The organism is Pseudomonas sp. KBS0710, assembly GCF_005938045.2.
GTDB lineage: Bacteria > Pseudomonadota > Gammaproteobacteria > Pseudomonadales > Pseudomonadaceae > Aquipseudomonas.
The window spans coordinates 247,501-263,387 of record NZ_VCCF02000001.1; the positions used below are offsets into that span (position 1 = coordinate 247,501).

Consider the following 15,887-nt stretch of genomic DNA (forward strand, 5'->3'; position numbering starts at 1 on the left):
GGCCTTGTACACACCGCCCGTCACACCATGGGAGTGGGTTGCACCAGAAGTAGCTAGTCTAACCTTCGGGAGGACGGTTACCACGGTGTGATTCATGACTGGGGTGAAGTCGTAACAAGGTAGCCGTAGGGGAACCTGCGGCTGGATCACCTCCTTAATCGACGACATCAGCTGCTCCATAAGTTCCCACACGAATTGCTTGATTCATTGAAGAAGACGATAGAAGCAGCTTTAAGCTCCAAGCTGATAGCTCTTAGCTAATCAGTGACGCTCGAAATTGGGTCTGTAGCTCAGTTGGTTAGAGCGCACCCCTGATAAGGGTGAGGTCGGCAGTTCGAATCTGCCCAGACCCACCAATTTTGTTATGGGGCCATAGCTCAGCTGGGAGAGCGCCTGCCTTGCACGCAGGAGGTCAACGGTTCGATCCCGTTTGGCTCCACCATTAACTGCTTCTGCTGTTAGAGTTTAGAAATGAATATTCTGAAGTGAATATTGATTTCTAGTCTTTGATTAGATCGTTCTTTAAAAATTTGGGTATGTGATAGAAAGATAGACTGAACGTTACTTTCACTGGTAACGGATCAGGCTAAGGTAAAATTTGTGAGTTCTCTTAATTGAGAAATTCGAATTTTCGGCGAATGTTGTCTTCACAGTATAACCAGATTGCTTGGGGTTATATGGTCAAGTGAAGAAGCGCATACGGTGGATGCCTTGGCAGTCAGAGGCGATGAAAGACGTGGTAGCCTGCGAAAAGCTTCGGGGAGTCGGCAAACAGACTTTGATCCGGAGATGTCTGAATGGGGGAACCCAGCCATCATAAGATGGTTATCTTACGCTGAATACATAGGCGTAAGAGGCGAACCAGGGGAACTGAAACATCTAAGTACCCTGAGGAAAAGAAATCAACCGAGATTCCCTTAGTAGTGGCGAGCGAACGGGGACTAGCCCTTAAGTGGCTTTGAGATTAGCGGAACGCTCTGGAAAGTGCGGCCATAGTGGGTGATAGCCCTGTACGCGAAAATCTCTTAGTCATGAAATCGAGTAGGACGGAGCACGAGAAACTTTGTCTGAATATGGGGGGACCATCCTCCAAGGCTAAATACTACTGACTGACCGATAGTGAACTAGTACCGTGAGGGAAAGGCGAAAAGAACCCCGGAGAGGGGAGTGAAATAGATCCTGAAACCGTATGCGTACAAGCAGTGGGAGCCTACTTTGTTAGGTGACTGCGTACCTTTTGTATAATGGGTCAGCGACTTATTTTCAGTGGCGAGCTTAACCGAATAGGGGAGGCGTAGCGAAAGCGAGTCTTAATAGGGCGTCTAGTCGCTGGGAATAGACCCGAAACCGGGCGATCTATCCATGGGCAGGTTGAAGGTTGGGTAACACTAACTGGAGGACCGAACCGACTACCGTTGAAAAGTTAGCGGATGACCTGTGGATCGGAGTGAAAGGCTAATCAAGCTCGGAGATAGCTGGTTCTCCTCGAAAGCTATTTAGGTAGCGCCTCATGTATCACTGTAGGGGGTAGAGCACTGTTTCGGCTAGGGGGTCATCCCGACTTACCAAACCGATGCAAACTCCGAATACCTACAAGTGCCGAGCATGGGAGACACACGGCGGGTGCTAACGTCCGTCGTGAAAAGGGAAACAACCCAGACCGTCAGCTAAGGTCCCAAAGTTATGGTTAAGTGGGAAACGATGTGGGAAGGCTTAGACAGCTAGGAGGTTGGCTTAGAAGCAGCCACCCTTTAAAGAAAGCGTAATAGCTCACTAGTCGAGTCGGCCTGCGCGGAAGATGTAACGGGGCTCAAACCATACACCGAAGCTACGGGTATCACGTAAGTGATGCGGTAGAGGAGCGTTCTGTAAGCCTGTGAAGGTGAGTTGAGAAGCTTGCTGGAGGTATCAGAAGTGCGAATGCTGACATGAGTAACGACAATGGGTGTGAAAAACACCCACGCCGAAAGACCAAGGTTTCCTGCGCAACGTTAATCGACGCAGGGTTAGTCGGTCCCTAAGGCGAGGCTGAAAAGCGTAGTCGATGGAAAACAGGTTAATATTCCTGTACTTCTGGTTATTGCGATGGAGGGACGGAGAAGGCTAGGCCAGCTTGGCGTTGGTTGTCCAAGTTTAAGGTGGTAGGCTGGAATCTTAGGTAAATCCGGGATTCTAAGGCCGAGAGCTGATGACGAGTTAACTTTTAGTTAACGAAGTGGTTGATGCCATGCTTCCAAGAAAAGCTTCTAAGCTTCAGGTAACCAGGAACCGTACCCCAAACCGACACAGGTGGTTGGGTAGAGAATACCAAGGCGCTTGAGAGAACTCGGGTGAAGGAACTAGGCAAAATGGCACCGTAACTTCGGGAGAAGGTGCGCCGGTGAGGGTGAAGGACTTGCTCCGTAAGCTCATGCCGGTCGAAGATACCAGGCCGCTGCGACTGTTTATTAAAAACACAGCACTCTGCAAACACGAAAGTGGACGTATAGGGTGTGACGCCTGCCCGGTGCCGGAAGGTTAATTGATGGGGTTAGCTAACGCGAAGCTCTTGATCGAAGCCCCGGTAAACGGCGGCCGTAACTATAACGGTCCTAAGGTAGCGAAATTCCTTGTCGGGTAAGTTCCGACCTGCACGAATGGCGTAACGATGGCGGCGCTGTCTCCACCCGAGACTCAGTGAAATTGAAATCGCTGTGAAGATGCAGTGTATCCGCGGCTAGACGGAAAGACCCCGTGAACCTTTACTATAGCTTTGCACTGGACTTTGAATTTGCTTGTGTAGGATAGGTGGGAGGCTTTGAAGCGTGGACGCCAGTCTGCGTGGAGCCAACCTTGAAATACCACCCTGGCAACTTTGAGGTTCTAACTCAGGTCCGTTATCCGGATCGAGGACAGTGTATGGTGGGTAGTTTGACTGGGGCGGTCTCCTCCTAAAGAGTAACGGAGGAGTACGAAGGTGCGCTCAGACCGGTCGGAAATCGGTCGTAGAGTATAAAGGCAAAAGCGCGCTTGACTGCGAGACAGACACGTCGAGCAGGTACGAAAGTAGGTCTTAGTGATCCGGTGGTTCTGTATGGAAGGGCCATCGCTCAACGGATAAAAGGTACTCCGGGGATAACAGGCTGATACCGCCCAAGAGTTCATATCGACGGCGGTGTTTGGCACCTCGATGTCGGCTCATCACATCCTGGGGCTGAAGCCGGTCCCAAGGGTATGGCTGTTCGCCATTTAAAGTGGTACGCGAGCTGGGTTTAGAACGTCGTGAGACAGTTCGGTCCCTATCTGCCGTGGACGTTTGAGATTTGAGAGGGGCTGCTCCTAGTACGAGAGGACCGGAGTGGACGAACCTCTGGTGTTCCGGTTGTCACGCCAGTGGCATTGCCGGGTAGCTATGTTCGGAATAGATAACCGCTGAAAGCATCTAAGCGGGAAACTAGCCTCAAGATGAGATCTCACTGGAACCTTGAGTTCCCTGAAGGGCCGTCGAAGACTACGACGTTGATAGGTTGGGTGTGTAAGCGCTGTGAGGCGTTGAGCTAACCAATACTAATTGCCCGTGAGGCTTGACCATATAACACCCAAGCAATTTGACTACTCTAACGAGCATCAGATTGCGGTGTGTGAAGACGAGATGAACCGAAAGTTCGACGCTCACAAAACACCGAAAGCTGTCACATACCCAATTTGCTGAAGCGAAGCCAGCTGGCTACGACTCAGTACCCGAATTTCTTGACGACCATAGAGCATTGGAACCACCTGATCCCATCCCGAACTCAGTAGTGAAACGATGCATCGCCGATGGTAGTGTGGGGTTTCCCCATGTGAGAGTAGGTCATCGTCAAGATTAAATTCCGAAACCCCTGATTGCTAACGCAATCAGGGGTTTTGTTTTGGACGGTCGAAAATTGTGGGCACGCAACGTATCAAGCGTTTCCCTCTTGCAGCCTGCAACCGCCTTCAATGCTAAAGTCCATGCCTCGATTTTGCTTTTCCCAAGGAAGCCGTTATGCCGGATGCGACGTCCCTCAGCGCTGGATTCATGGTGGTTCACGGCAACCGCCTGGACGAGCTGCGCAGCCTGGTAGTCAGCTGGATGCGCCGTTATCCGTTGGCTCCTCTGGAAAACGAAATTGCCCTGGTCCAAAGCAACGGCATTGCCCAATGGCTCAAGCTGGCCTTGGCAGAAGATCCGGAAGAAGATGATATGGGCGGCTGTGGCATCGCCGCGGCTATCGATGTGCAACTGCCCGGTAGCTTCATGTGGCAGCTCTATCGCATGGTCCTGGGCAAAGACGAAATCCCGCCCAAGTCCCTGCTCGATAAAGCCCCGCTGACCTGGCGCCTGATGCGCCTGCTCCCGGAACTCATCGATCAACCGCACTTCGAGCCCCTGCAGCGCTTTCTCACCGACGACACCGACCTGCGCAAACGCTATCAACTGGCCGAACGTCTGGCCGACTTGTTCGACCAATACCAAGTCTACCGCGCCGACTGGCTGGAAGATTGGGCTGCCGGCCGCCACCAACTGCGCAGTGGCCGAGGCGACGCAAAGCCCCTGAACCCGGCGAACTGTTGGCAGGCAGAGTTATGGCGCGCACTGCTACTGGACGTAGGCGCAGAGGGCATGGCCGAAAGCCGCGCCGGTGTTCACCAGCGTTTCATCGAGCGGATCAACACCCTCGAAAAAGCCCCTCAAGGTCTGCCGTCCCGAGTCATCGTTTTCGGCATTTCATCCTTGCCCGCTCAAGCGCTGGAAGCACTCGCCGGCCTGGCACGCTTCAGCCAAGTCCTGCTGTGCGTACACAACCCTTGCCGCCACCACTGGTCCGACATCGTCGCCGACAAAGACCTACTGCGTAACGAATACAAACGTCAGGCGCGCAAAGCCGGCATGCCAGTCACTATCGACCCGCAAACCTTGCACCAGCATGCGCACCCCTTGTTGGCCGCCTGGGGCAAACAGGGCCGTGACTACATTAGCCTGCTGGACAGCTACGACGACCCCAACAGCTACCGCGCCGCCTTCCGTGATGGCCGCATCGACCTGTTCAGCGACAGCGAGCCCACCACGTTGCTCAACCAGTTGCAGGACGACATCCTCGAATTGCGCCCACTCAATGAAACACGTGAGATGTGGCCAGGCGTCGATCTAACACACGACAGCTCCATCCGCTTTCACATCGCCCACAGCGCCCAACGTGAAGTAGAGATTCTCCACGACCAATTGCTCCAACGCTTCAGCGCCGACCCAGCACTGCGCCCGCGGGACATCATCGTCATGGTCCCCGACGTCGACAGCTACGCGCCGCACATCCGCGCGGTCTTCGGTCAGCTTGAACGCAACGACCCGCGCTTCATCCCGTTCACCCTCACCGACCAAGGCCAACGCGGCCGCGATCCGCTGCTGATCGCCGTCGAACACCTGCTGAAACTCCCGGACAGCCGTTTCCCCGTCAGCGAAATCCTCGACCTGCTCGACGTCCCCGCGCTTCGCGAACGTTTTGCCATCAAGGAGCGCGACCTGCCCACGCTGCATCGCTGGATCGAAGGCGCCGGCATCCGTTGGGGCCTCAACGCCGAACAGCGCGCCGGCCTCGGCCTGCCCCATGAACTGGAGCAAAACAGCTGGCGATTCGGTCTGCGCCGCATGCTGCTGGGTTATGCCGTGGGCACTGGAATCGCCTGTGACGGTATTGAGCCCTACGATGAAATCGGCGGCCTCGACGCCGCGCTGATCGGCCCACTGGTGGCCTTGCTCGATGCGCTAAACCACGCTCATCAAGCCTTGTCACAACCGGCAAGCCCACAAGAATGGGGCGAGCGCCTGCAACGCTTGATGCAGCTGTTCTTCCTGCCCAGCAGCGAGCACGACGAGTATCTGCTCGGCCAGCTCGAACAGTTGCGAGAAGACTGGCTGGAAACCTGCGAGTCCGTTGGCCTGCAGGACGAGTTACCCCTTACCGTAGTCCGCGAAGCCTGGCTCGCCGGCCTCGACCAAGGCCGCCTGTCCCAGCGCTTCCTCGCGGGGGCTGTCAATTTCTGCACCCTGATGCCCATGCGTGCCATCCCGTTCAAGCTGGTCTGCCTGCTCGGCATGAACGACGGCGATTACCCGCGTGCCCAACCGCCGCTGGACTTCGACCTGATGGGCAGCGACTACCGCCCCGGCGACCGCTCACGCCGCGAAGACGACCGCTACCTGCTGCTCGAAGCCCTGCTATCGGCCCGCGATCAGCTCTACATCAGCTGGGTAGGCCGCAGCATCCGCGACAACAGCGACCGCCCGGCCTCGGTGTTGATCGGCCAACTGCGTGACCACCTCGCCAGCGGCTGGCACAACGCAGACACACAAGAACCCCTGCTGGAGGCCATGACCCAGGAGCACCCACTCCAACCCTTCAGCGCCCGCTATTTCCACGAAGGTGATGCACTGTTCAGCTACGCCCGCGAATGGCAATTGCTCCATCAAGCACCTTTGGCCACCGCCACAGAAGAACACTTGGCAGAGCATCACCAGGAAGAGCCCTTGAGCCTCGGCCAGTTGCAGGACTTTGTGCGCAACCCGGTCAAACACTTCTTCAGCCAGCGTCTGAAAGTGTTCTTCGAGGCCGCTGAAGTACCGCTGGCTGATGAAGAGCCTTTCGTTCTCGATGCGTTGCAACGCTACAGCCTCAGCGACAGCCTGCTCAATGCAGCCTTGGCCCAGCTCGATCACATAGACCAGGCCCTGAATGCCCAAGCCCTGCGCCTGCAAGGCAGTGGCCTGCTGCCCATGGTCGGTTTCGGCGAATGCCTGCGTAATGAATTGGTCGAGCCATTGCCCGATCTATTGCAGCGTTATCAACACTTACTGGCGCTCTGGCCCACGCCACAAACCGCGGCCGAACCGATCAGTTTTGAGCATCAAGGCATTGAGCTGGAAGGTTGGATCAGTGGCCTGCATCGGCGCAGCGATGGTGGATTGTTAAGCGTCACCACCATCCCCAACAGCATCGGCTCGATCAAGACCCGCAAGTGGCATCGCCTGATCCGCCCATGGGTCAATCATGTGGTGGCCTGCGCTTGCGGCTTGCCACTCAGTACCGGGCTGGTCGCCAGTGACGACACCCTGCTGCTGGCCCCGCTGGAAAAAAACATCGCCCAGGAAATACTCGGCAACCTGTTACTGGCCTGGCACACCGGCATGCGCAAACCGCTGCCCGTAGCGGTGAAAACCGCCTTCGCCTGGCTCGGCCAAACCGACCCGGACAAGGCCCAGGCAGCCGCCAGCAAAGCCTATGAAGGCGATGGCCTGACCACCGACGGCGAACGCCGCGAAACCCCGGCGCTCACCCGCCAATTCCCGGATTACGCCACGCTCATCGCCAGCGAAGAATTCGAAGGTTGGGCCGAAACCCTGTATCGCCCCTTGCTTAACGCCCCATGGCGATCACTCAGCAGCGAGGAGGCCGGCGCATGATCAGTAAACCTTTGGCCCTGGCCTTCCCACTCAAAGGCAGCCAGCTGATTGAAGCCAGCGCTGGCACCGGCAAGACTTTCACCATTTCCGCCCTGTACCTGCGCCTGGTGCTTGGCCACGGTGGTGACGAATCCGGTTTCGTTCGCGAACTGCTGCCACCGCAAATCCTGGTGGTGACCTTCACTGACGCCGCCACCAAAGAGCTGCGCGAACGCATCCGCATCCGCCTGGCCGAAGCTGCGCGGTTCTTTCGCGACGAAATCGAGCAACCGGACGCACTGATCGCCGACCTGCGTGACCAATACCTGCCCGAGCAATGGCCAGCCTGTGCCAACCGCCTGGACATCGCCGCCCAATGGATGGACGAAGCTGCGGTCTCGACCATCCACAGTTGGTGCCAGCGCATGCTGCGTGAACACGCATTCGACAGCGGCAGCCTGTTCACCCAGACCCTGGAAACCGACCACAGCGACCTGCTCGGCGAAGTACTGCGCGATTACTGGCGGCTGTTCTGCTACCCGATGCACGACGACGCGCTCAACTGGGTACGCAAAAACTGGAGCGGCCCCGCCGCGCTGATGCCACGCGTGCGCGCGCTGTTCGGCAGCGAACGGCCTACCGACGAGACGCGCGAACCGGCCGAACTGATCAGCGCCTGCTTGCAAGAACGCCGCGAAGCGCTGATAAACATCAAAGCGCCCTGGCAGCAATGGGCCATCGAACTGCGCGATATCTGCCTGCAAGCCGTCGCCGCCAAAGCCGTCGACGGCCGCAAGATGCAAGCACGCTACTTCGAACCCTGGTTCGAAAAGATCAGCGCCTGGGCCGCTGACGAAACCCTCGAACAACTCGACATCGGCACCGGCTTCACCCGCCTCACGCCCGATGGCATGGCCGAAGCCTGGAAGGGCGAGCCGCCGCGCCACCCCGGCATCGACGCCATGGCCAGCCTCAAGGCCAGCCTAGACGCGCTGCCAACGCCCGACGCCGCCGTGTTGCAACACGCCGCCGGTTGGGTCGGTAAACGCTTCGAAGAAGAAAAACGCCGCCGCGCCGAAATGGGCTTCGACGACATGCTGATCCGCCTCAATGCCGCCCTTCAAACGGACGGCGGCGAGCGCTTGGCCAGCGTGATCCGTGAGCAGTTCCCGGTCGCTCTGATCGACGAATTCCAGGACACCGACCCGGTGCAATACAGCATCTTCGACAGCATCTACCGTATCGAAGACAACCACCTCGACAGTGGCCTGTTCCTGATCGGCGACCCCAAGCAAGCGATCTACGCCTTCCGTGGCGCCGACATCTACACCTACCTGCGCGCCCGCCAGTCCACCACCGGCCGCCATCACACTCTGGGCACCAACTTCCGTTCCAGCCATGCGATGGTCGAAGCGGTCAACCATGTGTTCCAGCGTGCCGAAACCGGCCGGGGCGCGTTCCTGTTCCGTGAGCCGAATGGCGACAACCCGGTGCCGTTCCACTCGGTGTTGTCCCAAGGCCGCAAAGAGCAGTTGCAAGTCGATGGTCAAACCCTGCCGGCGATGAACCTCTGGCACCTGCCCACCGATCAGCCGATTTCCAACGCGGTCTATCGCCAACAACTGGCAGCCGCCTGTGCCACACAAATTGTTGAGTTGCTCAATGGTGGGCAGCAAGGCACGGCCGGATTCGTAAAAGCTGACAGCTTTAAAGGCGTACTCCCGTCAGACATCGCCATCCTGGTGCGCGACGGCAAGGAAGCCCAAGCCGTGCGCGCCGAACTGGCCGCCCGGGGTGTACGGAGCGTTTATCTGTCTGACAAGGACTCGGTATTCGCCGCCCAGGAAGCCCACGACCTGCTGGCCTGGCTCAAGGCCTGCGCCGAGCCGGACGTCGAGCGCCCACTGCGCGCCGCCCTGGCCTGCGTCACCCTGAACCTGTCACTGGCGGAACTGGAGCGTCTGAACCAGGACGAACTGGCGTGGGAAACCCGCGTAATGCAGTTCCGTGGTTATCGCGCGATCTGGCGCACACAAGGCGTGCTGCCGATGCTGCGACGCCTGTTGCATGATTTCAAACTGCCGCAAACCCTGATCGCCCGCAGTGACGGCGAGCGCGTATTGACCAACCTGTTGCACCTGAGCGAACTGCTGCAACAGGCCGCGTCAGAGCTGGACGGCGAACAGGCGCTGATACGCCACCTGGCCGAACACCTGGCGCTGTCGGGGCAGGCCGGTGAAGAACAGATTCTGCGCCTGGAAAGCGACGAGCAACTGGTCAAGGTGGTGACCATCCACAAATCCAAGGGACTGGAATACGACCTGGTCTTCCTGCCCTTTATCTGCTCGGCCAAGCCGGTGGATGGCAGCCGCTTGCCGCTGCATTACCACGACGAACATGGCAAATCCCAAGTCAGCCTGCGGCCCACCGCCGAGCTGATTGCCCAAGCCGACGACGAGCGCCTGGCCGAAGACCTGCGTTTGTTCTACGTCGCCCTCACGCGTGCCAAACACGCGTGCTGGTTGGGCATTGCCGACCTCAAGCGTGGCAATAACAGCAGCTCGGTCTTGCACCTGTCCGCGCTGGGTTATCTGCTCGGCGCCGGTGCCTCGTTGGGCGAATCCGCCGGTCTGGCGCGCTGGCTGCTGGACTTGCAGGAGGGCTGCGCTGCCATCCACTACACCCACGTGCCCGACGCGCAAGACAGCCTGTTTCACCCACCACGCAACGAGGCCACCTTGCTTGCACCGCTACTGCCCAAGCGCAAGGCCGCTGAAAATTGGTGGATCGCTTCTTACAGTGCGCTAAGAATTGGCGACAGCATGAGCGCCGCCACCCTGGAAGCACCAGAAAGCCCACAAGCCCAGAAGCTGTTTGACGACGAACGCCTCGACCCCGACGCACCGCGTGAAGTGGCAGCGTCTGGCGGCGACATTCACCGTTTCCCACGTGGCCCTAACCCCGGCACCTTTCTCCATGGCCTGTTGGAATGGGCGGGTCAGGAAGGCTTCAACGTGACGCCCGAGGCCATCGAAAAAGCCGTGGGCGCCCGCTGTAATCGGCGCAACTGGGAAGGCTGGATCGTCACCCTCAGCGGCTGGCTCGGCCATTTGCTGCAAACGCCGCTGCCGGTAGATAACGATCTAGTCGCCCTCAGCAGCCTGCAGCACTACCAGATCGAAATGGAGTTCTGGTTCGCCAGCCACAAAGTCGACGTGCTGGCCCTCGACAAGCTGGTGTGCCAATACACCCACAACGGCGTGTCCCGAGTGGCCGCCGAATCGGTGCTGCTCAACGGTATGTTCAAGGGGTTTATCGACCTTACGTTCGAACACGACGGCCGCTATTACGTGGCCGACTACAAATCCAACTGGCTCGGCCCTGACGATTCAGCCTACACCCAGGACGCCATGGAACAGTCGATCCTTGAGCATCGGTACGACCTGCAATACGTACTTTACCTGCTGGCCCTGCACCGCCAGTTGAAGGCACGCCTGCCGGATTACGACTACGACCGCCATATCGGCGGCGCGCTGTACCTGTTCCTGCGTGGCACCCAGGCCACCAGCCAAGGCGCGTATTTCACCCGGCCCCCACGGGAGCTGATCGAAGGCTTGGACCTGCTGTTCCAGGGCAAACCCATCCCGCCCAAGGTTGAGCCCGCCTGGGAACAAGGAGTGCTGCTATGAGCCTGTCGCCATTACCGCTTGAGGAGCTGATGCCCCTCAGCCGCGCTGCCGACCTGCTGCAACTGTTGGAGCGCTGGGTTGACCGTGGCTGGCTGCGCGCATTGGACAAAGCCTTCGTCGGCTTCCTCCACGAACTCGACCCGCAGGCCGACCCGCTGGTATTACTGGCCGCCGCATTGACCAGCCACCAACTGGGCCATGGCCACGTCTGCCTGGACCTGTTCGAAACCCTTAAAGCGCCCGACTTTGCCCTGTCATTGCCCCCCGAAGGCGACCTGCAAACCGGCGCCATGCTGCTGCCCTCGCAATTGCTCGACGGCCTTGATGGCGCCCACTGGTGCCATGCGCTGGCCGCCAGCCACTTGGTCGCGCTGGCTGTCGATGGCAGTGAATCGGCCCAAAGCCGCCCGCTGGTACTGTCCGGCAAACGCCTGTATTTGCGCCGCTACTGGACCTACGAACGGCGCATCGACACGGCGTTGCGCCTGCGCCTGGCCACCCAGGAAACCGTCGCCACTGATTTGCCGCAGCGCCTGAACACCTTGTTCGATCAACCGCCGCCGGACGGCGTGATCGACTGGCAAAAACTCGCCTGCGCCCTGGCCACACGCGGTGCCTTCAGCATCGTTACCGGCGGCCCCGGCACCGGCAAAACCACCACCGTCGTGCGCTTGCTCGCGCTGCTGCAGGCCCCGGCCGTAGAGGCCAACAGCCCATTGCGCATCCGCCTCGCCGCGCCCACCGGCAAAGCCGCCGCACGCCTCACCGAATCCATCAGCCAGCAAGTGTTGTCGCTGAATGTGCCCGACAGCGTGCGGGAAAAAATCCCCACCCAGGTCACCACGGTTCACCGTCTGCTCGGCAGCCGCCCTGGCACGCGACATTTTCGCCATCACCTCGGCAACCCGTTGCCATTGGACGTGCTGGTGGTGGACGAAGCCTCGATGATCGACCTGGAAATGATGGCCAACCTGCTGGACGCCTTACCGCCCCACGCACGCCTGGTATTGCTCGGTGACAAAGACCAACTCGCCTCGGTAGAAGCCGGCGCGGTGCTCGGCGACCTATGCCGTGATGCCGAAGCCGGCTGGTACAGCCCCGACACGCGCCACTGGCTGCAAGCGGTCAGCGGCGAAGACCTCAGCGTCAGCGGCCTGCAGGAAGACCTCGATGGCAGTCATCCGCTCGCCCAGCAAGTGGTCATGCTGCGCTACTCGCGACGTTTCGGCGAAGGCAGTGGCATCGGCCAATTGGCGCGCTGGGTTAACCAGCAAAACGCCGAAGAGGCGCGCAAACTGCTTGCCGCGCGTAGCCACAGCGACCTGTTCTGCCTCAGCCTCAAGGGCGAACATGACCACGCCCTTGAGCGCCTGGTGCTGGACGGGCAGGGCGACGAAGCCCAAGGTTATCGCTATTACCTCAACCTGCTGCACAGCGCGCGCCCGGCCCTCGACACCCCGCGCGAAGACCTCGCCTGGACCCATTGGGCGCAGCAACTGCTGCAAGCCTTCGACGCCTTCCAACTGCTCTGCGCCGTGCGCAAAGGCCCGTGGGGCGTGGAAGGTTTAAACCAGCGCATCACCGCCGCCTTGCGCAAAGTGCGGCTGATCGAAGGCGATGACCAATGGTACGAAGGCCGCCCGGTGCTGATGACCCGCAACGACTACGGCCTGGGTTTGATGAACGGCGACATCGGCATCGCCCTCAAACTGCCCGAAAGTGACGGCGGCCCACAGGTGCTGCGTGTGGCTTTCCCACGCAACGATGGCCAGGGCGGCGTGCGTTTTGTACTGCCCAGCCGTCTGAATGATGTGGAAACCGTGTACGCCATGACCGTGCACAAATCCCAGGGCTCGGAATTCACCCACACGGCGCTGATCCTGCCGGATGCGCTGAACCCGGTGCTGACCAAAGAGCTGATCTACACCGGCATCACCCGCGCCAAACGCTGGTTCAGCTTGATCGAACCGCGTGGCGGGGTGTTTGAAGAAGCGGTGCGGCGCAAGGTCAAACGCCTGAGCGGGTTGATGCTGGAGTTGGAGGCTGCGCCTGATAAAACTGACTGATAGGTCATGAAAAATTTCTGGTTTAGTTGCCTGATTTTTCTGAAAAAATAGCGGGCTTTGATAAACCCCCAATTCGTGGGGTTTTGCGCCGCTGTGCTATCGTTGCGGCATCACCCTGTAAAACATTTGAGAGAATCGCTGCATGAACGTGGCTGTCTCGCCCACAGAGCGCAGTTTGAGCTGGAGACGCATGTTACTGGTGGCAGTGCTATGCCTGCTCGCGCCCGGCGTATTTGCGCAGACGCCCAGCCTGGCCGATCACCGCGCCCAAGCCGTCACTCAAGTGGTACTCGGCATTCTCAGTTACGCACGTTGGCCGGTGGAGCCTGCACAACTGCGCTTGTGCATCGTCGGCCCCACCCAATACACCGACGACCTGATCAAAGGCACCACCCAGGCCACTGGCCGCCCGGTGGTGGTGAAGCGCCTGCTCGCCGACAACCCCGATATCGTCAGCGCCTGCGACGCCATTTACATCGGTAAACTTTCCGCCGATGAACGCAGCCGCCTGTTCACCTCATTGATCGGTCACCCGGTGCTCAGCATCAGCGAAGGCGGCGACCAATGCACCGTGGGCAGCCTGTTCTGCCTGCGCGTGGGCGATGAGCAAGTGTCGTTTGAGGTCAACCTGGACTCCGTCGCCCGCAGTGGCGTGCGCATCCACCCCAGCGTGTTGCAACTGTCCCGACGTCGAGCGCCAGCGCCATGAGAACCGCAAAAGCGCGGCCGACCTTGCGTTCGGTCATTGGCCGTGGGCATTTGATCCTGGCACTGGTGGCCGTGACCCTGGCCAGTGTGTCGCTGACCCTGCTTGGCGTGCTGGCGCTGCGGGTGTATGCCGAACACAACCTGCACCTGATCGCGCGCTCCATCAACTACACCGTGGAAGCTGCGGTGGTGTTCGACGACAGTGCCGCCGCCACCGAAGCGCTGAGCCTGATTGCATCGACCGAAGAAGTGGCCCAGGCCGAAGTCTTCGATGCCAACGGCAAGCTGCTGGCGCAATGGATACGGCCCGATACCGGCATGCTCTCCAAGGTTGAGCTGGCGGTGGCGCACACCCTGCTTGAACAGCCGATCAGCCAGCCGATCCTGCACCAGGGCCAACCCGTCGGCAGTATTCACTTGGTCGGCCACGGTGGCAGCCTGCTGCGCTTTTTACTCAGCGGCCTGGCCGGGATTCTGATCTGTACCGCGCTCAGCGCCTGGGTCGCGTTGTACCTGGCGCGGCGTCTGTTGCAGGGCATCACCCAACCGCTGCAAAGCCTTGCCGCCGTGGCCCACGCCGCCCGCAGCGAGCGCGATTTCGACCGGCGCGTGCCACCGGCGCAGATCGCCGAACTCGACAGCCTCGGCAGCGACTTCAACGCCCTGCTCGGCGAGATGGAAGCCTGGCAAAGCCACCTGCAAAGTGAAAATGAAACCCTCGCGCACCAGGCCAGCCACGACAGCCTCACCGGCTTGCCCAATCGCGCGTTTTTCGAGGGCCGCATGATCCGTGCGTTGCGCAGCGCCGCCAAGGTCAATGAGAAGGTGGCGGTGCTGTTCCTCGACAGCGACCGCTTCAAAGACATCAACGACAACTTCGGCCACGCCGCCGGCGATGCCGTGCTGGTCGCCGTCGCCGAGCGCGTGCGCGCGCAACTGCGTGAGGATGACCTGGTGGCGCGCCTGGGCGGTGATGAATTCGCGATCCTGCTGGCGCCGCTGCACAAGGCCGAGGATGCCCAGCGCATCGCCGATAAGATCATTGCCAGCATGGACAAGCCGATCCCATTGCCCGGCAACGAACAGGTGTTGACCTCCCTCAGTATCGGCATCGCCATCTACCCCGATCATGGCGCCACTCCCGGCACCTTGCTCAATGCCGCCGACGCGGCCATGTACCAAGCCAAGCGGCTGTCCCAAGGCAGCCAGCAAACGGCGGAGGCGGAGCCTACCGCTGCCAATGTTCAACACAGGAGTTGATCCCTTGTTCTCTAAAACGCGTGTTCTGTTTATCACTTTGCTGGTGGCCTTCCTGGCCCTCGGCGGCTGCCAGACGCCGCCACCCAAAGGCCTGAGCCCGGCGCAAATCGCCGTACTTAAACAGCAAGGCTTTGAACTGACTGACGAAGGTTGGGCGTTCGGCCTGTCCGGCAAAGTGCTGTTCGGCAGCGATGTGGAAAGCCTCAATAAAGCCAGCACCGACATCGTCGAACGCATCGGCAAAGCCCTGACGGGCGCCGGCATCGAACGCGTGCGCGTCGACGGCCACACCGACGCCTCCGGCAAAGAAACCTACAACCAGCAACTGTCCCTGCGCCGCGCCAAAAGCGTGGGCAAGGTGCTGACCGGCGTGGGCATGAAAGAAGAAAACATCCAACTACGCGGCCTGGGCAGCAGCGAACCGGTGGCGTCAAACACCACCGTGGCGGGTCGCACGGAGAACCGGCGCGTGTCGATCGTCGTGATCGCCGACTAAGCACCACACTCAGTTCCAAAGTGGCAATGCGGTCAACTGTGGGAGCTGGCTTGCCTGCGATGGCGGTGTATCAGCAGTAGATAAGCTGCCTGACCCACCGCCATCGCAGGCAAGCCAGCTCCCACACTCATTTGTGCCAGCCCTGAATCCTGTGCCCACCACCCTTCAACTGTGGGAGCGGGCTTGCTCGCGAATGCGGTACATCAGTAACAATCAAGCTACCTGACCCA

General features: G+C 59.6%; 6 protein-coding genes, 2 tRNA genes and 3 rRNA genes (1 of these 11 running past the window's edge). All 11 read left to right on the top strand.

Annotated elements, in window-relative coordinates:
* Window positions 1-157 (top strand): 16S ribosomal RNA (locus FFI16_RS01125) (it extends 1,380 nt beyond the left edge of the window).
* Window positions 158-279: 122 nt separating this feature from the next.
* Window positions 280-356, top strand: a tRNA-Ile gene (locus tag FFI16_RS01130).
* 10 nt (window positions 357-366) lie between these two features.
* Window positions 367-442 (top strand) — tRNA-Ala (locus FFI16_RS01135).
* 237 nt (window positions 443-679) lie between these two features.
* Window positions 680-3,571, top strand: a 23S ribosomal RNA gene (locus FFI16_RS01140).
* A gap of 157 nt (window positions 3,572-3,728) precedes the next feature.
* Window positions 3,729-3,844: ribosomal RNA gene (gene rrf / locus FFI16_RS01145) — 5S ribosomal RNA — on the top strand.
* Together the 16S, 23S and 5S rRNA genes with 2 tRNA genes alongside form the textbook arrangement of a ribosomal RNA operon.
* A 162-nt stretch (window positions 3,845-4,006) precedes the next feature.
* On the top strand, window positions 4,007-7,459 hold the full coding sequence (gene recC, locus FFI16_RS01150; RefSeq protein ID WP_138813839.1) for an exodeoxyribonuclease V subunit gamma: 3,453 nt from the start codon (window positions 4,007-4,009) through the stop codon (window positions 7,457-7,459).
* Window positions 7,456-11,127 carry an exodeoxyribonuclease V subunit beta gene (gene recB, locus FFI16_RS01155; RefSeq protein ID WP_138813840.1) on the top strand — a complete coding sequence of 1,224 codons (3,672 nt, stop codon included), beginning with the start codon at window positions 7,456-7,458 and terminating at the stop codon, window positions 11,125-11,127. Before recC ends, recB begins: the two co-directional genes overlap by 4 nt.
* Window positions 11,124-13,193: an exodeoxyribonuclease V subunit alpha gene (recD, locus tag FFI16_RS01160; RefSeq protein WP_138813841.1), complete on the top strand. Its 2,070-nt coding sequence runs from the start codon at window positions 11,124-11,126 to the stop codon at window positions 13,191-13,193. Before recB ends, recD begins: the two co-directional genes overlap by 4 nt.
* A gap of 142 nt (window positions 13,194-13,335) precedes the next feature.
* Entirely contained in the window at window positions 13,336-13,902 is a 567-nt protein-coding gene (locus FFI16_RS01165) for a YfiR family protein (protein ID WP_138813842.1), read from the top strand.
* Window positions 13,899-15,161: a diguanylate cyclase domain-containing protein gene (locus FFI16_RS01170; RefSeq protein ID WP_138813843.1), complete on the top strand. Its 1,263-nt coding sequence runs from the start codon at window positions 13,899-13,901 to the stop codon at window positions 15,159-15,161. The genes FFI16_RS01165 and FFI16_RS01170 overlap by 4 nt, the downstream gene beginning before the upstream one ends.
* Window positions 15,162-15,165: 4 nt before the next feature.
* On the top strand, window positions 15,166-15,657 hold the full coding sequence (locus FFI16_RS01175) for an OmpA family protein (protein ID WP_065930494.1): 492 nt from the start codon (window positions 15,166-15,168) through the stop codon (window positions 15,655-15,657).
* The last annotated feature ends 230 nt before the right edge of the window (window positions 15,658-15,887 follow it).